At 72.3% G+C, this 20,835-nt stretch carries 20 protein-coding genes; 14 read left to right on the top strand and 6 right to left on the bottom strand.

What is annotated here, in order from left to right:
* The first annotated feature begins 110 nt into the window (after window positions 1-110).
* Together ACI2LY_RS06560 and ACI2LY_RS06555 are read left to right on the top strand one after the other, a co-directional pair.
* Window positions 111-1,784: an AMP-binding protein gene (locus tag ACI2LY_RS06560; RefSeq protein WP_404706167.1), complete on the top strand. Its 1,674-nt coding sequence runs from the start codon at window positions 111-113 to the stop codon at window positions 1,782-1,784.
* The gene (locus tag ACI2LY_RS06555; protein WP_404706166.1) at window positions 1,781-3,385 is read left to right on the top strand and encodes an AMP-binding protein; all 1,605 of its coding nucleotides are present in this window, start codon (window positions 1,781-1,783) and stop codon (window positions 3,383-3,385) included. The genes ACI2LY_RS06560 and ACI2LY_RS06555 overlap by 4 nt, the downstream gene beginning before the upstream one ends.
* Before the next feature lie 218 nt (window positions 3,386-3,603).
* Here ACI2LY_RS06555 and ACI2LY_RS06550 read toward each other — a convergent pair whose 3' ends face one another.
* The gene (locus ACI2LY_RS06550) at window positions 3,604-3,837 is read right to left on the bottom strand and encodes a hypothetical protein (protein ID WP_393911696.1); all 234 of its coding nucleotides are present in this window, start codon (window positions 3,835-3,837) and stop codon (window positions 3,604-3,606) included.
* Between the two features lie 187 nt (window positions 3,838-4,024).
* Here ACI2LY_RS06550 and ACI2LY_RS06545 point away from each other — a divergent pair, with 187 nt between their 5' ends.
* The 7 genes from ACI2LY_RS06545 (at window position 4,025) to ACI2LY_RS06515 (ending at window position 10,414) form a co-directional block, all read left to right on the top strand.
* Window positions 4,025-6,433: a GH92 family glycosyl hydrolase gene (locus tag ACI2LY_RS06545; RefSeq protein ID WP_404706165.1), complete on the top strand. Its 2,409-nt coding sequence runs from the start codon at window positions 4,025-4,027 to the stop codon at window positions 6,431-6,433.
* A 77-nt stretch (window positions 6,434-6,510) separates the two neighbouring features.
* Window positions 6,511-6,762 carry a hypothetical protein gene (locus tag ACI2LY_RS06540; RefSeq protein WP_404706164.1) on the top strand — a complete coding sequence of 84 codons (252 nt, stop codon included), beginning with the start codon at window positions 6,511-6,513 and terminating at the stop codon, window positions 6,760-6,762.
* 47 nt (window positions 6,763-6,809) lie between these two features.
* Complete coding sequence (locus ACI2LY_RS06535) at window positions 6,810-7,121, top strand: helix-turn-helix domain-containing protein (protein WP_389003168.1); 312 nt, start codon at window positions 6,810-6,812, stop codon at window positions 7,119-7,121.
* A gap of 112 nt (window positions 7,122-7,233) precedes the next feature.
* A complete protein-coding gene (gene uraD, locus ACI2LY_RS06530; RefSeq protein ID WP_404706163.1) occupies window positions 7,234-7,737 on the top strand; it encodes a 2-oxo-4-hydroxy-4-carboxy-5-ureidoimidazoline decarboxylase in 504 nt (167 codons plus the stop codon).
* 14 nt (window positions 7,738-7,751) lie between these two features.
* The gene (gene uraH, locus ACI2LY_RS06525) at window positions 7,752-8,099 is read left to right on the top strand and encodes a hydroxyisourate hydrolase (protein WP_404706162.1); all 348 of its coding nucleotides are present in this window, start codon (window positions 7,752-7,754) and stop codon (window positions 8,097-8,099) included.
* Window positions 8,100-8,104: 5 nt separating this feature from the next.
* On the top strand, window positions 8,105-9,019 hold the full coding sequence (gene pucL / locus ACI2LY_RS06520) for a factor-independent urate hydroxylase (protein ID WP_404706161.1): 915 nt from the start codon (window positions 8,105-8,107) through the stop codon (window positions 9,017-9,019).
* 27 nt (window positions 9,020-9,046) lie between these two features.
* The gene (locus tag ACI2LY_RS06515) at window positions 9,047-10,414 is read left to right on the top strand and encodes an 8-oxoguanine deaminase (RefSeq protein ID WP_404706160.1); all 1,368 of its coding nucleotides are present in this window, start codon (window positions 9,047-9,049) and stop codon (window positions 10,412-10,414) included.
* Between the two features lie 8 nt (window positions 10,415-10,422).
* Here the strand turns inward: ACI2LY_RS06515 and ACI2LY_RS06510 are convergent, their stop codons facing one another.
* Together ACI2LY_RS06510 and ACI2LY_RS06505 are read right to left on the bottom strand one after the other, a co-directional pair.
* Window positions 10,423-11,034: a hypothetical protein gene (locus tag ACI2LY_RS06510; RefSeq protein ID WP_404706159.1), complete on the bottom strand. Its 612-nt coding sequence runs from the start codon at window positions 11,032-11,034 to the stop codon at window positions 10,423-10,425.
* Between the two features lie 71 nt (window positions 11,035-11,105).
* On the bottom strand, window positions 11,106-12,314 hold the full coding sequence (locus ACI2LY_RS06505) for a pyridoxal phosphate-dependent aminotransferase (RefSeq protein ID WP_404706158.1): 1,209 nt from the start codon (window positions 12,312-12,314) through the stop codon (window positions 11,106-11,108).
* 87 nt (window positions 12,315-12,401) lie between these two features.
* Here ACI2LY_RS06505 and ACI2LY_RS06500 point away from each other — a divergent pair, with 87 nt between their 5' ends.
* Window positions 12,402-13,040 (top strand): winged helix-turn-helix transcriptional regulator, encoded by a 639-nt coding sequence (locus ACI2LY_RS06500; protein WP_404706157.1) that lies wholly within the window; start codon window positions 12,402-12,404, stop codon window positions 13,038-13,040.
* Window positions 13,041-13,078: 38 nt separating this feature from the next.
* On the opposite strand, the gene ACI2LY_RS06495 is transcribed toward ACI2LY_RS06500, so the two are convergent.
* Genes ACI2LY_RS06495 through ACI2LY_RS06485 form a run of 3 tightly spaced genes read right to left on the bottom strand, consistent with a single transcriptional unit; the run spans window position 13,079 to window position 16,671 of the window.
* Window positions 13,079-13,879: a hypothetical protein gene (locus ACI2LY_RS06495; protein ID WP_404706156.1), complete on the bottom strand. Its 801-nt coding sequence runs from the start codon at window positions 13,877-13,879 to the stop codon at window positions 13,079-13,081.
* On the bottom strand, window positions 13,879-15,144 hold the full coding sequence (locus ACI2LY_RS06490; RefSeq protein WP_404706155.1) for a VWA domain-containing protein: 1,266 nt from the start codon (window positions 15,142-15,144) through the stop codon (window positions 13,879-13,881). Before ACI2LY_RS06490 ends, ACI2LY_RS06495 begins: the two co-directional genes overlap by 1 nt.
* A gap of 9 nt (window positions 15,145-15,153) precedes the next feature.
* The gene (locus tag ACI2LY_RS06485) at window positions 15,154-16,671 is read right to left on the bottom strand and encodes an IucA/IucC family protein (RefSeq protein WP_404706154.1); all 1,518 of its coding nucleotides are present in this window, start codon (window positions 16,669-16,671) and stop codon (window positions 15,154-15,156) included.
* 104 nt (window positions 16,672-16,775) lie between these two features.
* Between ACI2LY_RS06485 and ACI2LY_RS06480 the strand changes: the two genes are divergently transcribed.
* The 4 genes from ACI2LY_RS06480 to ACI2LY_RS06465 all read left to right on the top strand — a co-directional run bounded on the left by ACI2LY_RS06480 (window position 16,776) and on the right by ACI2LY_RS06465 (window position 20,788).
* Window positions 16,776-18,299, top strand: a complete 1,524-nt coding sequence (locus ACI2LY_RS06480; RefSeq protein ID WP_404706153.1) for an IucA/IucC family protein — start codon at window positions 16,776-16,778, stop codon at window positions 18,297-18,299.
* A gap of 345 nt (window positions 18,300-18,644) precedes the next feature.
* Window positions 18,645-18,857 carry a type A2 lantipeptide gene (locus tag ACI2LY_RS06475; protein ID WP_404706152.1) on the top strand — a complete coding sequence of 71 codons (213 nt, stop codon included), beginning with the start codon at window positions 18,645-18,647 and terminating at the stop codon, window positions 18,855-18,857.
* 389 nt (window positions 18,858-19,246) lie between these two features.
* Window positions 19,247-20,065, top strand: a complete 819-nt coding sequence (locus ACI2LY_RS06470) for a hypothetical protein (protein WP_389002360.1) — start codon at window positions 19,247-19,249, stop codon at window positions 20,063-20,065.
* Between the two features lie 12 nt (window positions 20,066-20,077).
* Window positions 20,078-20,788 carry a class F sortase gene (locus ACI2LY_RS06465; protein WP_404706151.1) on the top strand — a complete coding sequence of 237 codons (711 nt, stop codon included), beginning with the start codon at window positions 20,078-20,080 and terminating at the stop codon, window positions 20,786-20,788.
* The last annotated feature ends 47 nt before the right edge of the window (window positions 20,789-20,835 follow it).

Below are 20,835 nucleotides of genomic sequence, written 5' to 3'. Positions count from 1 at the left end.
TGGTGAGACCCGCATCACGGATTAGACGATGGGGGAGAGCCGCCCGGCAATGGTCCGGGACGCGGGAGTACACCCGGTGGTGGACGACCGCGGCAGCGAGGAGGAGACGGATGACGACCCCGACGGAGCTGTTCCGCAGCGCCCGCGATTTCCTGCTGGAGCACCGGGAGGACTACCAGGCCGCCCACGACGGCTTCCGCTGGCCCGAGTTCGAGCACTTCAACTGGGCGCTGGACTGGTTCGACGTGATCGCGGACGGCAACGACCGCACCGCCCTGCACATCGTCGAGGAGGACGGCACCGAGACCCGGCTCTCCTTCGCCGAACTGTCCGACCGATCGGACCGCGTCGCCCGTCACCTCCGGGCGCTGGGCGTCGGCGCCGGGGACCGGGTCCTGGTCATGCTCGGCAACCAGGCCGAGCTGTGGGAGACCATGCTCGCCGCGATGAAGCTGCGCGCCGTGGTCATCCCGGCCACCCCGCTGCTCGGCCCCGCCGACCTGCGCGACCGGGTCGACCGCGGCGAGGTCGCCCACGTCATCGCGCGCGCCGAGGACACCGCCAAGTTCGCCGAGGTCCCCGGCACCTACACCCGGATCTCGGTCGGCGGCCTGCCCGAGGAGGCGTGGGAGCCGTACGAGGACGCCTACGCGCTCCCCGCCGAGTTCCTCCCCGACGGGCCGACCCTCGCCGCCGACCCGCTGATGCTGTACTTCACCTCCGGGACGACCGCCCGCCCCAAGCTGGTCGAGCACACCCACACCTCGTACCCGGTCGGCCATCTCGCCACCCTGTACTGGATCGGGCTGAAGCCCGGCGACGTGCACCTCAACATCTCCTCGCCCGGCTGGGCCAAGCACGCCTGGTCCAACCTGTTCGCACCCTGGAACGCCGAGGCGACCGTCTTCGTCGTCAACTACTCCCGCTTCGACGCGGCCCGGCTCATGGCCGAGATGGACCGGGCCCGGGTCACCACCTTCTGCGCGCCGCCCACCGTGTGGCGGATGCTCATCCAGGCCGACCTGACCCAGCTCGCCACCCCGCCCCGCGAGGCCGTCGCCGCCGGTGAACCGCTCAACCCCGAGGTGGTCGAACAGGTCCGCCGGGCCTGGGGTGTCACCGTACGGGACGGCTTCGGGCAGACCGAGACCGCCGTGCAGATCGCCAACAGCCCCGGCCAGGAGCTGCGTTCCGGCTCCATGGGACGGCCCAGCCCCGGCTACCGCGTCGAACTCCTCGACCCGGTCACCGGCGCGCCCGGCGCCACCGAGGGCGAGATCGCGCTCGACCTCTCCGCCCGCCCGGTCGGCCTGATGACCGGCTACCACGGCGACCCCGACCGCACCGCCGAGGCGATGGCCGACGGCTACTACCGCACCGGCGACATCGGCTCCCGTGACGCCGATGGGTACGTCTACTACTCGGGTCGCGGGGATGATGTTTTTAAGGCCAGCGACTATAAGATCAGCCCCTTCGAGCTGGAGAGCGCGCTGCTGGAGCACGAGGCGGTGGCCGAGGCGGCCGTCGTCCCCGCGCCCGACGAACTCCGGCTCGCGGTACCGAAGGCGTACGTGGTGCTCGCCGAGGGCTGGGAGCCCGGACCCGGCACCGCGAAGGCGCTCTTCGAGCACTCCCGTGAGGTGCTCGCGCCCTACAAGCGGCTGCGCAGGCTGGAGTTCGGGCCGCTGCCCAAGACCGTGTCCGGCAAGATCCGCCGTATCGAGCTGCGCGAGGCCACGGCTGCGGGCTCGGCGGACGAGTACCGCGAGGAGGACTTCCGGTGACCCTCTCCTACGCGCACGGCACGGGCACCACCCCGCTGCTCGGCGACACCATCGGCGCCAACCTCGCCCGCACGGTCGCCACTTGGCCCGACCGGGAAGCCCTGGTCGACGTCCCCGCCGGACGCCGCTGGACCTACGCCGAGTTCGCCGCCGACGTCGAGCGGCTGGCGTGCGCGCTGCTCGCCGCCGGGGTGGCCAAGGGCGACCGGGTGGGTGTCTGGGCGGTCAACCGCGCGGAATGGGTGCTCGTCCAGTACGCCACCGCGCAGGTCGGCGCGATCATGGTCAACGTCAACCCGGCCTACCGCACCCACGAGGTCGAGTACGTCCTCCGCCAGGCCGGTGTCTCCCTGCTGTTCGCCTCCACCGAGCACAAGGGGAGCGACTACCGCGCGATGGTGGACGAAGTTCGGCCGAAGCTGCCGGGGTTGGCGCGCACGGTGTACTTCGGGGACCCGAGCTGGGAGAAGTTCACCGCGCTCGGCGCCGAGGTCCCCGCGGAGCAACTGAGCTCCCGCGAAGCCGAGTTGTCCTGCGACGACCCGATCAACATCCAGTACACCTCGGGTACGACCGGTTTCCCGAAGGGCGCCACCCTCTCCCACCACAACATCCTCAACAACGGCTTCTTCGTGGGGGAGTTGGTCGCCTGCACCGAGCAGGACCGGATCTGCGTACCCGTGCCCTTCTACCACTGCTTCGGCATGGTGATGGGCAACCTCGCGGCCACCTCCCACGGCGCCTGCATCGTCATCCCGGCACCGTCCTTCGAGCCCACGGCCACCCTGGACGCCGTACAGCGGGAGCGCTGCACCTCGCTGTACGGGGTGCCCACGATGTTCATCGCCGAGCTGAACCTCCCCGGGTTCGCCGAGTACGACCTCTCCACCCTGCGCACCGGCATCATGGCGGGCTCGCCCTGCCCGGTGGAGGTGATGAAACGGGTGGTCGCCGAGATGCACATGGCCGAGGTGTCCATCTGCTACGGCATGACCGAGACCTCCCCGGTCTCCCTCCAGACCCGCGTCGAGGACGACCTGGAGCACCGCACCGGCACCGTCGGCCGCGTCCTGCCGCAGCTGGAGGTCAAGGTGGTCGACCCGGCCACCGGCATCACCGTGCCGCGCGGCGAGGCCGGTGAGCTGTGCACCCGTGGCTACAGCGTCATGCTCGGCTACTGGGAGGAGCCCGCGAAGACCGCCGAGGCCATCGACAGCGGCCGCTGGATGCACACCGGCGACCTCGCCGTGATGCGCGAGGACGGCTACGTGGAGATCGTCGGCCGCATCAAGGACATGATCATCCGGGGCGGCGAGAACATCTACCCGCGCGAGATCGAGGAGTTCCTCTACGCCCACCCCAAGATCCGGGACGTCCAGGTGGTCGGCGTACCGCACGAGCGCTACGGCGAGGAGGTCCTCGCCTGTGTCATCCCGCTCGACCCGGCCGACCCGCTCACCCTGGAGGAGCTGCGCGCCTTCTGCCAGGACCGGCTGGCCCACTACAAGATCCCGAGTCGGCTCCAGCTCCTGGACGCCTTCCCCATGACGGTGTCGGGCAAGGTCCGCAAGGTCGAGCTGCGCCGGAGCCACGGTTCCTGACGTGCTCGTGGGGCGCGGTCGCCCCCGTGGCCTGACGGCCGGACCGCGCCCCACAAGTCCCCCGTGCGCAAGGCCCGCCACCCCCGTCCCGGCGGGACCTCACACCCTCAATCTGCCCGCCTCCAGGGCCGGTTGAAGCCTTTCGGGCGGTCTTCAGAGGTTGATTTGAGGTTGGCTCCCGGTGCCGGGATGCCCGGCGGCCCGTGCCGCCCGGTGCCTCACAGCTCGTGCTCCGACAGTCCCGGCCAGTCGTCCGGGCCGCCGCCCAGCCAGTCGATCAGGTCGCTCTCCTCGACCTCGATGCGGTCCAGGTCGGCCAGGCGGAGGATCTCGATCACGTCGTCCAGGTGGGAGGCGAGGCCGAGGGTGACCTCGCCCTCGGTGACCCGGCGGGAGCCGTCGAGGGCCGGGGGGTGGACCACGATGTGCGGGAACCGTGTCGGATCGGCCATGGGTTCAGCGTCCTGCGGATCGGGCGGTGCCGCTACTCGGCCGTGGGCGAGGGGCCGGAGGGAGCGGGACGGGCCCGAGAATTCGCCCAGGTTTCACCGGCCGCCGCCCCCGCCCTCTTCCCCCGCACCGGCCGGGCTTCTAGCCTCGCGGCGCCCGATGTCCTCCACGGAAAGGCAGACCCGACGCATGCGCCACGCCCTCCTCCGCGCCGCGAGACGGCTCGGCACGAGATCGGCCGTCACGGCCGTCACCACCGCGCTCGCCGTGGCGGCCCCCTTCCCGGCCGTCGCGGCGAGCGCCCCGGAGCGGCTGTCGTCGCTGGTGGACCCGCTGATCGGCTCCGCGAACGGCGGCAACACCTTCCCCGGCGCCACCCTGCCCCAGGGCATGATCGCCTGGTCGCCCACCAGCACCACGGGCGACCAGACAAGCACGGGAGCGGCCAACGGGTACGCCTACAACACCACCCGGATACGCGGCCTCAGCCTCACCCATGTCAACGGCGCGGGCTGCAACCCCGGCGCGGCCGGGGACGTCCCGATCATGCCGTTCACCGGCGCCGTCACGTCCTCCCCGTCCGCCGACACCAAGGACGCCGTCTACGCGGCGGACTTCTCCCACGCCGACGAGAAGGCGGTACCCGGCCGCTACACCCTCGGTCTCGCCTCCGGCGCCTCCGCCGACCTCGCGGTGAGCAGGCGGGCCGGGGTCGCCGACTTCACCTTCCCCGCCGACCGCCCGGCGAGCCTGCTCTTCCGCGTCTCCAACTCGCTCAACGGCAGCGAGGACGCGCACATCGACATCGACGCCGCCCACCGCAAGGTGACCGGCTGGGTGCTGACCGGCGCGTTCTGCGGCCGCCGCGCCAACGGCGGGACCAACAACCGCAAGAGCTACTACCGGCTGCACTTCAGCGGCACCTTCGACCGCGCCTTCGCCACCACCGGCACCTGGCACGACGGCACCCTGTCGCCCGGCTCCACCACGGCCTCCGGCGGCGAGGGCTACGCCACGGGCGCCGACCGCGCCGGACGCGGCTCCGGTGGCTGGGTCGGCTTCGACCCGGCGGCTGACAACGATGTCCACATGCGGCTCGGCATCTCCTACGTCAGCCTCGCGGGCGCCGAGGCCAACCTCCGCCACGAGATCCCCGCGCGGGCGAGCGTGGCCGACGTGGCCGAGGCGGGGGCGCGGGACTGGGACCGCGAGCTGAGCACCGTACGCGCCGAGGGCGGGAGCCCGGCCCGGCGTACCGCGTTCTACACCGCGCTCTACCACTCTCTGACGCAGCCCAACCTGATCAGCGACACCGACGGCCGCTACTGGGGCATGGACCAGGCCGTGCACCGGCTGGCGCGCGGGCAGCGGGCGCAGTACAGCAACTTCTCCGGCTGGGACCAGTACCGGGCGCAGATCCAGCTGCTCGCGCTGCTGAGGCCCACGGTGGCGGGCGACTTCGCGCAGTCGCTGTACAACTTCGCCCGGCAGAACGGCGGGACCTGGGACCGCTGGGTGCACATCAGCGGCGCCACCCATGTGACGACCGGCGACCCGTCCGCCGCCACCCTGGCCACCTTCTACGCCATGGGGGTACGGAACTTCGACTACCGCGGCGCCTACGCCTCCCTGGTCCGCCAGGCCACCGTGCCCACCCCGGACGACCTCTCCGACGCGGGCTGCCCCGGCCAGTGTGAGGGTCAACGCCCGGGCCTGGCGCAGTACTTGGTCTCGCACTACGCACCCCAGGACGCCTGCCACTGCTGGGGCGGCGCGGCGGAGACCCTGGAGGACGCGGTCGCGGACTTCTCCCTCGCCCAGTGGGCCCGCCAGCTCGGCCGGGACGAGGACGCCAAGGTCTTCACCGACCGCGCGGCCTACTGGCGCAACGTCTTCAACCCCGCCACCGGCTACGTCCAGGCCCGCAAGCTCGACGGCACCTGGGTCACCCCCTTCAACCCGGCGAGCGACCTCGGGTTCGCGCAGGGCACCAGCGCCACCTACACCTGGATGGTGCCGCACGACATCCAGGGGCTCGCCGACGCGATGGGCGGCCGGAGCACGGCCGCGACCCGGCTCGACGGCTTCTTCCACCACCCGGACGGCTCCTGGTCCGTACGCGGCGGCGACCCCCTGCGCTACGACCCCACCAACGAGCCCGGCATCCACGCCCCCTGGCTCTACAACGCGCTCGGCCAGCCCTGGAAGACCCAGGCGACGGTGCGCCAGATCCTCGACACCGTCTACGGCACCGGCCCCGCCGGCCTCCCCGGCAACGACGACCTCGGCACCATGTCCGCCTGGTACGTCTTCTCCGCCCTCGGCCTCTACCCGCAGACCCCCGGCAGCGCCACTCTGCTGCTCGGCGCCCCGCTGTTCCCGAAGGCGACCGTCGACCGGCCGGGCCGGACCGACCTCGTCATCACCGCCCCCGAAGCCGACGACACCCACGTCTACATCGGCGCCGTACGCCGTGACGGCCACCCGGTGACCCGCTCCTGGCTCACCCCGACCGAGGCGCGCGACGGCGGGCGGCTGGACTTCACCCTGGCCACCACGCCCGACACCGACTGGGGGACGGAGGACCTGCCCGAGTGACCCCCTCCGGCCCCGCGGGAGCGACCTCGTGGGGCCGACCGGGGCTAAGGTCGTACGACCTAGACCTGGGGGCACAGTTGAGACTGCGAGTGGAGTTCACCACCGAACCCTTCGACCTGGACGTCCCGCCCGCGCACGCGGTGGCGGCCCGTGAGGTGGTCGAGGGCGGCGGGCTGGACACCGTGGACGTCGGGCCCTTCGGCACCATGGCCGAGGGCGGCGCGGACGGGGTGCTGAGAGCCGTGGACGCGCTGCTGCGGCGGAGCCTGGAGGCTGGGGCGACCCGGATATCCCTGCAGGTCAACGTGGTCGGGGAGGGCGGTAGGTGACCGCCGAGGAGCCCTTCCTCGCCGCCGTGCGACCCCTGGTCGACGCCATGGGCGGTGAGTTGCTCCCGCCGGGCGAGGCGGGCCCCGACGACGTGGTGCTGGCCTGGGAGGGCGCCGACGTCGCCGCCGTACGGCTGCCGCAGCTGGCGGAGTCCCTCGACCACATCCTCACCGCGCTGGAGCGCCGGGAGGGGCGGCCGCTGGCCGAGCTGGACCGGAAGGCCAAGCAGGAGATCGTCCGGACGCTGGAGGCGCGGGGCGCCTTCACGGTGCGGCACGGGGTGGAGACGGTGGCGGGGGCGCTCGGCGTCAGCCGGTTCACCATCTACAACTACCTGAACCGGGAGAAGGGCCGCTGAGCCCGCCCGGTAACCCAGAATTTTCAACAAAGTGTTGACGTGCCGTCGCCGTGAGGCGTTAGCTGACGGCACCCCGTCCGGCACGACGGCCCTCGCGGCCACGGAGGCGCCCGTGACATCGCCCGCCACCCCCCTGGGCCTGGCCCGGTTCAACGCCCTCGGGGACGAGGCCGCGCTCGCCGCCCTGCACGAGGTGTGCGCCTCCACCGCCTGGGCCCGCCTGCTCCTGGTCGCCCGCCCGTACGCCACCCCGGACGACCTGTACCTCGCCGCCGACGCGGCCCTCGCCGGTCTCGGCGCCGACGACCTGGCCGAGGCGATGGCGGGCCACCCGCCGATCGGCCGCCCGAAACCCGGCGACCCCGCCTCCACGCGGGAGCAACGTGGCATGACGGACGCCTCCGACGCCCTGCGCGCGGAGATGCTCGAACTGAACCTCGCCTACCAGGACCGCTTCGGCCAGGTCTTCCTGATCTGCGCCACCGGCCTGACCGGCGAGGAGATGCGCGACGCCCTGACGGAGCGGCTCGGCAACACGCCGGAGCGGGAACGGGAGACCGCCCGCGCCGAACTGGGCAGGATCAACCGCATCCGCCTGGCCCGACTCGTCGCCTGAAGGACGCCCGCACCATGACCACCACCACCGCCTCCGTGTCCACCCACATCCTGGACACCTCCCTCGGCCGCCCCGCCCAGGGCGTCACGGTCCACCTCTCGGCCCGCACCGGCTCCGGCGCCGACTGGCAGCCGCTCGGCGAGGGGACCACCGACGCCGACGGCCGCTGCCGGGACCTGCCGACCCCGCCCGAGGGAACCGCGCGGGTACGGCTCGACTTCGCCGTGGAGCCGTACCTCGGCGAGAGAGGGGACGCGTTCTTCCCGGAGGTGACCGTCACCTTCGCCGTCCGGGCCGGGGAGCACTACCACGTCCCGCTGCTGCTCAGCCCGTTCGGCTACTCCGTATACCGAGGGAGCTAGCACCCATGGCAGAAACGTCCCGCCCGGCCGGGCCCGCGGTCCTGGCGCAGAACCAGTACGGCAAGGCCGAGAACCGGGTCGTCCGGATCACGCGCGACGGCGCCACCCACCACATCAAGGACCTCAACGTCTCCGTCACCCTCGGCGGCGACATGGACGACGTCCACTACTCCGGCTCCAACGCCCACGTCCTGCCGACCGACACCACCAAGAACACGGTGTACGCGTTCGCCAAGCGGTACGGCATCGAGTCCGCCGAGCAGTTCGGCATCCACCTCGCCCGGCACTTCGTCACCTCCCAGGAGGCGATCCGCACGGCCCGCATCCGGATCGAGGAGTACTCCTGGGAGCGGATCGGCGCGGAAGACGCCGGTCACTCGTTCGTCCGCAAGGGCCAGGAGGTCCGGCACGCCCAGGTCTCCTACGACGGCACGTCCTGGCAGATCGTCTCCGGCCTGGGGGACCTGGTGGTGCTGAACTCCACCGACTCCGAGTTCTGGGGCTACGCCAAGGACGAGTACACCACCCTCCCCGAGGCGTACGACCGCGTCCTGGCCACCGAGGTGAACGCCCGCTGGCGGTACGGCTGGACCGGCGAGGGCGACGCCCCCGACTGGGACGCCTCCTACGCCGAGACCCGGCGCCACCTGCTGGAAGCGTTCGCCGGGACCTACTCGTACTCCCTCCAGCAGACCCTGTACGAGATGGGCGCGCGGGTGATCGGGGAGCGTGCCGAGGTCGACGAGATCCGGCTCTCCCTGCCGAACAAGCACCACTTCCTGGCCGACCTCACCCCCTTCGGGCTGACCAACGACAACGAGGTGTACCTCGCCGCCGACCGGCCCTACGGCCTGATCGAGGCGACCGTCCTCCGCGAGGGCCGCGAGGCGGCGATCCCGGTGGACCTCACCAACCTCTGAGAACTCTTCGAGCGTGAAGGACGAACCGTGGCACCAGCCGAGCGCATCGTCATCGAGAACTGCGCGATCGCCACCGTGGACGCCGACGACACCGAGTACGCCACAGGACACCTCGTCCTCTCCGGCGACCGGATCGAGTCGGTCGGCGCGGGTCCGGCCCCCGAGGGGCTCACCGGGGTCACCCGCCGGATCGACGCCACCGGGCACCTGGCCACCCCCGGCCTGGTCAACACCCACCACCACTTCTACCAGTGGCTCACCCGGGGCCTGGCCACCGACCACAACCTCTTCGACTGGCTGGTGGCCCTCTACCCGACCTGGGCGCGCATCGACGAGGACATGGTGTCCGCGGGCGCGCGGGGCTCGCTGGCGATGATGGCCCGCGGTGGGGTCACCACCGCCATGGACCACCACTACGTCTACCCGCGCGGCACCGGCGACCTGTCCGGCGCGATCGTGCGTGCCGCCCGCGACACCGGCGTCCGCTTCACCCTGGCCCGTGGCTCGATGGACCGGGGCGAGTCGGACGGCGGGCTGCCGCCGGACTTCGCGGTGGAGAGCCTGGACGAGGCGCTGGCCGCCACCGAGGCCACCGTCCGCGAACATCACGACCCTTCCTTCGGCGCGCTGACCCAGGTCGCGGTCGCGCCCTGCTCGCCCTTCTCCGTCTCCGCCGAACTGATGAAGCAGGGCGCGGAGTTGGCGCGGCGGCTGGGGGTGCGGCTGCACACCCACGGCTCGGAGACGGTGGAGGAGGAGAAGTTCTGCCACGAGCTGTTCGGCATGGGCCCGACCGAGTACTTCGAGTCCACCGGCTGGCTGGGGGAGGACGTGTGGATGGCGCACTGCGTCCACATGAACGACTCCGACATCGACGCGTTCGCCCGCACCGGCACCGGCGTCGCCCACTGTCCGTCGTCCAACGCCCGCCTCGCGGCGGGGATCGCGCGGGTGCCGGACCTGCTGGCGGCGGGCGTCCCGGTCGGCCTGGGCGTCGACGGCACGGCCTCCAACGAGTCGGGCGAACTCCACACCGAACTCCGCAACGCCCTCCTGGTCAACCGCCTCGGCCCGCACCGGGAAGCCGCCCTCACCACCCGCCAGGCCCTCCGCCTCGGCACCTACGGCGGCGCCCAAGTCCTGGGCCGCGCCCAGGAGATCGGCTCCCTGGAGCCCGGCAAGCTCGCCGACCTGGTCCTGTGGCGCATGGACACCCTGGCCCACGCCTCCATCGCCGACCCGGTGGCGGCGCTGGTCCTCGGCGCCCCCGCCCCGGTCACGGCCTCCTTCGTGGGCGGGCGGCAGATCGTGGCGGACGGGGTGCTGCTGCACGTGGACGAGGACGCGCTCGCCCGGACCACCCGCGAGCAGGCGCGGCGGCTCGCCCGGAGCTGACCGGTGGCTCACACCCGGCGCGGGGACGCCAGGAGGTGGCGGGCTCTGGTGCGGGCCTCCGTGTACTCGCCGCACTGCCAGCCCGCCGCCTTCAGGGTGGCCGTGTACTCCCCGAGCGCCGGGCCGTGCACCGCGACCGCCTCCGGCTGCGGGGTCGCGCGGACGCGGTAGCCGGGGGTGGTCGCGGACTCCGGCTGGTGGCCGGCCGCCTCCAGGGCGAGGGCGGCGGCGCGGACCAGGTGGGTGCGTTCCCAGCCGCAGGGGCGGTCGGTGGCGCCGTCCTGGTTGGTCATGCGGCGCAGCTCCAGGAGGCCCTGCCAGGCGTCACGTATCTCACGCGTCCGGCTCGGGACGGGCGGTGCCTCCTCCGCGCCGCCGACCCGCGCGGCGAAGACACCACCGGGCTCGGCGGCGGTGGGAGCGGCGGACTCCGGCTCGGCCTCGCGGAGGCGGTGGCCCGCCGGGGTCAGGAAGTGGTCGTGGGGCGGGCGGGGGTGCCGGAAGGCGAGGCCGAGCCGGACCAGCGCGGCGAGCTGGGCGTCCGTGCCGCGCAGTCGCCCGGTGTCGGGGTCGGCGCCCTCGATGACGCGCTGCTGGGCGGCGGTGGGCGGTCGTGCCATCGCGCTGCTCCCTCCGGGTCCCCTGCTGGTCCTCGAAGCGTACGACCGGGCACTGACAGTCCCCGGCGGACCTACTGCCGGTACCCGCTCAGGAAGCGCCCGATCCGGCCGATGGCCGCTTCCAGATCATCCGCGTAGGGCAGGGTGAGGATGCGGAAGTGGTCGGGGGTGGGCCAGTTGAAGCCGGTGCCCTGGACGACCTGGATCTTCTCGCGGAGCAGCAGATCGAGGACGAACTTCTCGTCGTCGTGGATCTTGTGCACCTTGGGATCGAGGCGCGGGAACGCGTACAGCGCGCCCTTGGGGCGGACGCAGGACACGCCGGGGATCTCGTTCAGCTTCTCCCAGGCCACGTTGCGCTGCTCGTACAACCGGCCGCCCGGCGCGGTGAGTTCGTGGATGGACTGGCGGCCGCCCAGCGCGGCCTGGATGGCGTACTGGGCGGGCGCGTTGGGGCACAGCCGCATGGAGGCCAGCATGGTCAGGCCCTCCAGATAGCTCTTCGCGTGCTGCTTGGGCCCGGTGACCACCAGCCACCCGGAGCGGAAACCCGCCACCCGGTAGGTCTTGGAGAGGCCGCAGAAGGTGAGGACGACGAGGTCGGGGGCGAGGGCGGCGGCCGAGTGGTGGACGGCGTCGTCGTAGAGGATCTGGTCGTAGATCTCGTCCGCGAACACCATCAGGCCGTGGCGCCGAGCCAGGTCGAGGATGCCCTCCACGACCTCCTTCGGATACACCGCGCCGGTCGGGTTGTTCGGGTTGATGATGACCACGGCCTTGGTGCGGTCGGTGATCTTCGACGCCATGTCGGCCAGGTCGGGCGCCCAGTCGGCCTGCTCGTCGCACAGGTAGTGCACAGCTCGACCACCGGCCAGCGTGGTGACAGCCGTCCAGAGCGGGAAGTCCGGGGCCGGGATGAGGACCTCGTCGCCGTCCTCCACCAGCGCCGTCACGGCCATGGACACCAGCTCGGAGACGCCGTTGCCCAGGAACACGTCGTCGACGTCCACCTCCAGGCCGAGGGTCTGGTAGCGCTGGGCCACCGCCCGGCGGGCCGAGAGGACACCGCGCGAGTCGGTGTAGCCGTGGGCGCGGGGGAGCATCCGGATCATGTCCTGGGTGATCTCCTCCGGCGCCTCGAAACCGAAGAGCGCCGGGTTGCCGGTGTTCAGGCGCAGCACACTGTGCCCCGCCTCCTCCAGCGCGTCCGCGTGCTGGATCACCGGACCGCGGATCTCGTAGCAGACCTCGCTGAGCTTGTTCGACTGCCGGAACTCCATGCGCCGCAACCCCTCCGCCAACGTGTGTTGCTTGGTTTTACCAAGTAGGAGCTTGGAAAGTCCAACAACATGTCTAGACTGCGTCGCATGCCACCTCGCCGACGCTACGACCAGTACTGCTCCGCGGCCCGCGCCCTCGACCTCGTCGGGGACCGCTGGACCCTGCTGATCGTCCGGGAGTTGCTGGCCGGACCCCGCCGCTACACCGACCTGCACGCGGACCTCCCCGGCGTGAGCACGGACGTCCTCGCCTCCCGGCTGAAGGACATGGAGCGCGACGGGATCACCGGGCGGCGCAAGCTGCCCCCGCCCGGCGCGGCTTACGTGTACGAACTCACCCCGCGCGGACGGGACTTGCTACCGGTGCTGCACGCCCTGGGGGAGTGGGGCGGCCCCGAGCTGGCGGAGCTGCGGCCGACCGACGCGGTACGCGCCCACTGGTCGGCGCTGCCGCTGCTGGCGGCGCTGAACGCGGCGGAGGTGGGAGCCGGAGTGGCCGAAGTCAGCACGGAGGAAGGCGACTTCCATCTGTACGTCGGCGCGGAGGGCGGGCCGGTGTACGGGCACGGACCGGCGCCGACGGCGGTGGACGCCCGGCTGGTGATGGACGCGGCGACCTGCGCGGAGGTGTGCCGGGGTGAGTCCGCGATCGTGGACGTGGTGCGGGCGGGGCGGGTCACGGTGACGGGTGACGGGGCCCTCGCCAAGGCGTTGCGGGCGGACTGACGACGAAGGCCCGCCATTTCGGCGGGCCTTCGTCCGGGTCAGGCGCCCGGTGGGACGTACGTCGGACGGCCCCGGCCCCGGGTCAGCGCGTAACCGCCGATGCCCGCGAGCGCGGCCAGCACACCGCCGACGGCGGTCCACACCCAGCGGCTGGACCACCAGTGCGAGGACCAGCCGTCGTCCGGCTCGATCGTGGAGAGCACGGCCGACTTCGAACCGTCCTTCTCCGCCTCGGACGTGACCGCGATACCGGGGACGAGCGGCTTGCCCAGCGAGCCGTCCACGGCCGCCGCGCCGCCGATGTTCTTCGAGTCCGCGCGGACCTCGGCCCGCACCGGCAGACCGAGGTCGGCGGAGCCGAGGTTCAGCACCGTCAGGCGGACGTAGTAGGTGCCGGGCAGCGGGTCGTTGGCCCACGGCTCGGACCAGGCACGCACCGTGCGCAGTACACAGGCCAGTTCGACCGTGGCCGAGCCCTGCTCGGCGGTGCGGGTGGCCGCGCCGTACTGGCAGGACTGGTGGCGGCGCAGACCGTCGTAGACGTCGAGCTGCCAGGTCTGCGCGGCGTGCGAACCCGGCAGCTTCACCGTCGCCTTGACGGTGGCGCGCTGGCCGGTGTCGGCCGGGAACGACCAGTACAGGTAGTCACCGGTGGACGCGGAGGCGGTGGCCGTCTGGCCCTGCTCCATCTCGGCCGCCGTACGGAAGGACGTGCCCGCCTGGGTGGGGGCCTTGCCGTCCGTCGAGGCGCTCGGGGAGGGGGAGGAGTCGGCCGCGGCGGGGGCGGCGGCCAGGCCCAGCGTCAGCAGGGCCGCGCTCAACACACGTATCGCACACATCAGTTCGTCCTCCAGACCGCGACCCGCCAGCGGGACAGCCAGCCCCACAGCAGACCCGCGACGAAGCCGGTCAGTACCAGCGCGGCCAGCAGCCACCAGCCGCGGCCGAGGCCGAAGGAGGCCACGTCAGAAGCGGTGGAGGGACCGTCGACCACGTCGACCGTCAGCTCCAGCGGCATGCCCGGCGTGGTCTTCACGCCTGGGTTGGCCGAGAAGGAGTTGGTCACCTGGAGGCAGACCGTCTCCGGGCTCGCGGTGTCGTCGTCGGCCTCGGGCTTCGGGTAGCGCAGGCCGGTGGAGATCGCGTCGGTACGGCCGGTGCCCGCGCCCTCGCCGCGTACGATCTCGCGGCCGTGCTGGGTCACCGCCCGCATGAGCACACCGTAGTTGGGGTTCGTGGCGCGGTCATTGGCGACGCTCACCGAGGCGCGCAGCTCCTGGCCGGGCTGGACGTCGACCTTGTACCAGCGCTGCTTGCCGAACTCCTCGCGGTCCGTGTACAGACCGGACTTGAGCGCGGGGGCCCCGGCGCACGCGTCGGCGCCCTCGGTGGCCACCGGGGTCACCACCGGATCGGCGGCCCGCTCAACCAACTGGCCGACGCGGTCCGTCAGTTCTTCCTTGTGCTGGACGGAGGTGTAGGTGCCGCCCGTGGCGTCCGCGATGCAGCTGAGCTGGTCGCGGGTCTTGGCGTCCGGCACCAGGCCCAGGGTGTCGATGGTCAGGCCGATGCCCTTGGCGGCTATCTCGCGGGCCACCTGGCACGGGTCGAGCGGCTGGCAGGTGTCCTCGCCGTCGCTGATCAGGACGATCCGGCGGGTGCCGTCACCGTTCCCGAAGTCGTCGGCCGCCTTCAGCAGCGCCGGGCCGATGGGCGTCCAGCCGGTCGGCGTCAGCGTGGCCACCGCGGTCTTCGCCTCGGTGCGGTCCAGCGGACCGACCGGATAGAGCTGTGCGGTGTCCTTGCAGCCCGTTCTGCGGTCGTTGCCGCGGTAGTTGGCGCCCAGGGTGCGGATGCCGAGCTCCACCTCCTCGGGCGTCGCGTCGAGCACCTCGTTGAACGCCTGCTTGGCCGCCGCCATCCGGCTGCCGCCGTCGATGTCGCGTGCCCGCATGGAACCGCTGACATCCAGGACGAGTTCGACCTTCGGAGCGGGCTGCGGCTCGGTCTCGTCCGCTGCGGCCCCGCCGGGATACGCGATCCCGGCCGCCAGGGCGGCGAGCAGGGCGCAGACGCCCGCCGCCAGCCGTTGTCTTCTGATCATCGGCGGATCTTATTGATCGTACGTGTCGGGCTCCAAAACGAAGGGGCTGGGCAGCTCCGTCCACAGGTCGCCCGGGGTCTCCGGGGACAGCCTCATCAGGGTCAACGCCTTGACAGGCAACGGATTTTCACACAGCGCGGCCAGGTCGGGCGTACGGGGCAGATCCGGCAACGCGGCCCGCAGCGCGGCACCCAGCGCCGGGCCGGAACCCGCCGTCGCGCCGAGCGCACCCCCGACCAGCGAACCGAACAGCTTGCGGCGCAGGGCGAGTTCGTCATCCGTGACCAGACGTCCCGTCAACTCCGGCACAGCTATACCGTTCCGGGCCAGCCGGGCCGGGCTGATGCGGATGTCGGCCAGATCGCGGTAGATCAGCCGCAGCGGGGTGTCGTCCGGTGCCAGCACCACCAGGAGGTTCTGACCGTGCGCCTCCAGCGCCACCCCCAGCTCCAGCAGACGCAGCCCCGCCGTGAGCGCGAGCCGGGTGAACGCGGCCAGCCAGTCGGGGGACGCGGGCAGGGCCGTGGTGGACAGCGCGGCCACCGGCAGCACCCGCTCGCCCGGACCCGCGTACGCCTCGGGCGACTCGCGCAGCAGTACCGCCAGATCCGGCGAGTGGGCCGTGGCCGCGCCCAGCGTGTGCGTGATGTCCAACAGCCCGTCCATGCGCCCGACCAGCTCCGCCGCGAGCACCGACAGCGCGGCCGACGCCTGCACCGAGTACGCGGAGATGTCCCGCACCGAGGAGGTCAGCCGGGCGCTCAACGCCGTCTTCACATGCGGTCCGCCGGGCAGCGCCAGGGTGCGCAGCGACATCAGCGGATGCGCCGGACGCCACGGCTCGGCGGTCCGCTTGAGCACATGCGCCGCCTGCCAGGGGTGCACCGGGAGCAACAGGTCAGCCCCGGAACGCAGTTCGGCGGGCCACTTACCCGACACCAGGCACTCGCCCGCCGGAACCGCCACCGTGCCCAGCTCCACCACCGGCCGGTGCTCAGGGCCGTACGCCAGCTGGTCGGCCACCGAGAAACCGGGCCGGGAACGGCAGTTGGGGTGGAACGGGTGCCCGTCCACCACCCGCTGCTCCCACTCCCAGTCCCGCTCCGGCCACCCGGCCCCCGGCTCCGCCGCCCCGGCGCGGGACAGCGCCAGCGAGGCCACGCTGTTGGCCAGCTCGGCGGCGAACGCGGCCGCGTGCGGTACCGCGAGGTCCGTCATCAGCCGCGCGGGGTCCGCGTACCGCTCCCGGTCCAGCCGCACCCCGGTGACGCGGTCGCCGGTCGCGTACGGGTCGGAGCGCGGGCCGTGCAGCGCCCGGCCGTCCGCCAGCCGTACCGTCAGCCCGTGCGCTCCCGCCGTCCGGGCCGCGACCCACGGCAGCGGCTCGTGCGCCAGCGCCCGCCACAGCCGGGTCAGCACCGCCGCGCGGGCTCCCGGCAGCGCGGCCGTGTAGCGGTCGCGCAGGGCGGGCCGTACGACGGCCAGCTCCTCGGCGACCTCGGCCTCGGCGGTGGGGGAGTGGTGCACGGTCGGCTCCTCGGGGACTGGCAGCTCAGGGCACGATTGTCGGATACCGCAGACTTGGTGAGCACGGTCGGCCCCCCGGACCGGCCACAGCACGACGAGAACGAGTGGAACGCGTGGACCTCAACCCCCCGACCGAAGCCGTCGCCCGGCGCGCCGACGCCTACGCGTCGGCGCCGCTGCTGAACTGCCTGCTGCGCGAGGTGGCCCGGCCGGTCCCGGACGCCGGTGAGCGGCCCGAATACCGGCTGCCCGGCACCGGCCGACTGCTCCGGGTCCGCCCCGGCCGCCGCCCGGCCGACCCCGAGGTGCGCGTGGACGGCGCCTGGCACCGGCTGACCCACGCCGAACTGGTCAAACTCGTCGCCGAGGAACTCCGCGCCCACACCGGGCTCCCCAACGACGACCTGCCCGCCGAGATGCTGGACAGCCGCGACACCGTCGCCGCCCTGCTCACCGCCCGCGCCCGCACCCTCGCCCCCGAGGACCCCTATCTGTGCTCCGAGCAGTCGCTGCTCACCGGCCATCCGCACCACCCGGCGCCCAAGGCGCGCGGCGGTGGTCCGGTCGCGGCCTGGCTGCCGTACGCCCCCGAGGCGCACGCCCGGTTCCCACTGGTGATGCTCGGCGTCCGCGAGGACCAGGTCGCCGAGGAGGGCGACACCAGCGCCCTGGACGCCCTCGGCACCGCCCCGCCCGGCTACCGGCTGCTGCCCGCCCACCCCTGGCAGCTCGACCTCCGCGCCCGCGAACTCGCCTCCGCCTTCGCGGACCGGCGCCTGATCCGACTCGGCACCACCGAGTCCGTGGTCTGGCCGACGGCGGCCGTGCGCACCGTGTACGAGCCCGCCCGCGACCTGTTCCTGAAGTTCAGCCTGGACGTCCGCATCACCAACGACATCCGCAGGCTGTGGCGCCACGACCTGGAGAAGCTCGGCCGCACCGACACCGCCGCCCGCGGAGCCTTCGCCGGGATGGAGCCGCCCGCGGCCTGGCTGAGCGACCGGGGTTACCGCACGGCCGTGTTCGCCTTCGAGGAACTCGCCGTCCTGGTCCGCGACGGCCTGCGCGGCCACCTCCTGCCCGGCGCCACGCCCCTGCTCGCGGCCGGGCTCGCCGAGGGCTTCGACGGCAGTCCGCTCGCCGCCGCACCCGATCCGGACGCCTGGTGGGCCGCGTATCTGCGCCAGGTCGTGCCGCCCGCGCTCCGCGCCTTCGACGAGCACGGGGTCGTGCTGGAGGCGCACCTCCAGAACACCCTGGTCGCCGTCGACGCCGCCGGAACGCCCGTACAAGCGCTGTTCCGGGACGCCGAGGGGGCCAAGCTGCTGCCCGAGGTGAGCCGCGAGGCCGGGTGGGAGCGGCTGGTGTACTGCCTGCTCGTCAACCACCTCACCGAGATCGCCGCCGCCCTCGCCGAACACCACCCCGGCCTCGACCCCTGGCCCGCCGTCCGCGCCGAGCTGTCCCGCCACCCCCTCCCGGAGATCCCGGCCCTCCTCACCGCGCCCACCCTGCCGGGCAAGACCAACCTCCTGCTCCGCTGGACCGGCGCGGACGGGGCGGACGCCCGTTACCTCCCGCTGCCCAACCCGCTGCGCGAGGACCTTCACAGAATCACGACGTCGTGACGCCAGTGACCTCGGGGGACGAAACACGCCTCCGGCACTCCGCGAGAGCCCGCTCGAACTGCCAGGTCGCACCGCGTTCAACGAAATGGATTGGCGGGCGGCAGTGAAGATTGAGAAAAGTTGGAAAGGCGATACTTTCACCGTGCATGCATGAGGGTGTCGTCACGTTCTCGAAAATGCTCGCCGGGGCTCACTCGGCCAGGATCATGTGATCCAATGAGTAAGCACTCCCGGTCGGTGATTCATTGATTCCACCCGACTGGCGCCCTGTCCGTGCCACCGGATTCTCCGTGAGGAGACGGGAGTCGAATTCAAGAAGTGTTTTCTGAGAAAAGGACGATGAATATGCAGCACGTGCCTTCCTCCATCGAGACCCGCGAGATCGGCGAGGCGGAGCTCGACGGTGTGGCCGGCGGTCTGAACATCGGCAACATCGGTGGCCTCAACGTTGCCCCGGCCACCGGCCTGGACCTGGGCGGCGTCGACCTCGGTGGCGTCGCGGCCGGTGTCTCCGCGCCGCTGCAGACGTCGCTGGGCGGCGTCGCCGCCGGCCTCTGAGCCACCTGTCTCCGGTAGTGACGACCGGATGATTTTCGAGCGCCTCTTTTCGTGCCGCACGGCACGGAAGGGGGCGCTCTGCCGTGTGTGCGGCCGGGTGAAATGTTTGGCGTATTCCGCGCTTTTTTGCTAGCCTTCATTTAAGGGACAGATGGGTGGCGTCGCCAGTGCAATTCACCGGCGGCGCCTATCTGTGTCACCACTGTGTTTCTGCGCGGAACCGCCGTCCGGATGGGGCGGTGCGCTCACCGCGACACGTCGAGAACTGCTCGCAAGAGCTTCACATGAGCAGACCAATCCGCATTGCCCCAGGCCCCGGATTCCCCCTGTATCCGACGGCGTTGCCCGTCCTGGCGGCAGCCGGGCCGGGCGAAGAAAGGGACATCCTCGTGACAGCTCCGCGTACCGCCCGTCTGACCACCCTGATCGTTCTGCCCGCGGCACTCTGCCTGGCGGCGGCGATACCCGCGGCCGCCCACCCGGGCCACCCGGCCGGGAAGGCGGCCGACGGTTCCCAGTCCTACCAGGTCGACCTGGAGCAGCTGAACGACTCCGGGGCCCACGGCACCGCGATGCTGACGCTCGACGGCCGCGAACTGAACGTGAAGATCGACGCGTCGGGTCTGGTGCCCGGTCAGCCGCACGCCCAGCACCTCCACGGCTCCACCGACGGCCACGACTTCCACTGCCCCGACGCGAGCGCGGACAAGAACGGCGACGGCATCGTCACCACCGCCGAGGGCCTGCCCGCCTACGGAGACATCAACATCTCCCTGACCACCAAGGGCGACACCAGCAAGAAGAGCGGCCTGGACGTCACCCGGATGCCCGCGGCCGACAAGGACGGCAAGCTCTCCTACGAGCGGACCCTCACGGTCTCCCAGCAGGTCGCGGACCACATCAAGGACCTGCACGTCGTCCAGCACGGCATCGACCCCAACGGCAACGACACATACGACTTCGGCAAGGGCAAGAGCGAACTCGACCCCAAGCTGCCCCAGGAGGCCACCGCCCCCGCGTCCTGCGGAATGGTCGCGGGCGCGGCCGTGGGTTCCATGCCGGTCGGCGGTGTCGAGACCGGCTCGGGCGGGACCCAGGGCGTCGAGTCGCCGGGCCTCTTCGCCGCGGGCGGCGCGGCCCTGCTGGGCGCGGCGGCGCTGGGCGTGACGGCGCGGCGTCGCCGCACGGCCGCGACCGACACCCACTGAGGCGGCGCGCGGATGCCGGAGACGACCCCGGCGGCTGAAGGGACCGCCCGGCGGCATCCCCGCCGGGCGGCCTTGCTGACCGCCGCGTCCGTGCTGCTGCTGGTGGCCGGAGTCCTGCTGGGCACCGGATTCGCCCGTCAGGAACCCGCTCCACCCGGGCGGCCCGACACGGTGGCCGGACCGCCCGCCACCGACGCCAGCCCGGCCCCCTCGGCGACACCGGGGGCGGACGGAGCGACGCCGGAGCCCACGATGCCCGCCTCCCCGCCCACGAGGCTGACCATCGCCTCCCTGGACGTCTCGACCTCCCTGGAACGGCTCGGCCTGGACGACCACGGCGTCCTGGGAAAGCCCCGCGACCCCGACAAGGCCGGCTGGTACGAACGGGGCGTCGCACCCGGCGCGCGCGGACCGGCGGTCATCGCCGGGCACGTCACCTGGAACGGTCGCGAAGGCGTCTTCTTCGACCTCGCCCGGCTCCGCCCCGGCCGACGGATCGACGTCACCCGAGCCGACGGAACCACGGCCGCCTTCACGGTGACCAGGACCGCTCAGTACCCCAAGGACCACTTCCCAAGCCTGGAGGTGTACGGCAACACGGACCACGCCGAACTCCGGCTCATCACCTGCGGAGGCGACTACACCGACGCCGACCATCACTACAGCGACAACGTCGTGGTCTACGCCCGACTGGACTCCGCGGCTCGTCCCGACGTGACCTGACAGGGCGCGCAGATCCGGGGCCGCCCGGCCTGCCTCGCCCGTCACCC

The organism is Streptomyces sp. NPDC002176 (assembly GCF_044903645.1).
Taxonomy (GTDB): Bacteria; Actinomycetota; Actinomycetes; order Streptomycetales; family Streptomycetaceae; genus Streptomyces.
Note: the sequence above shows the minus strand (reverse complement) of the source record. Positions and strands in the feature narration are given on the sequence as shown.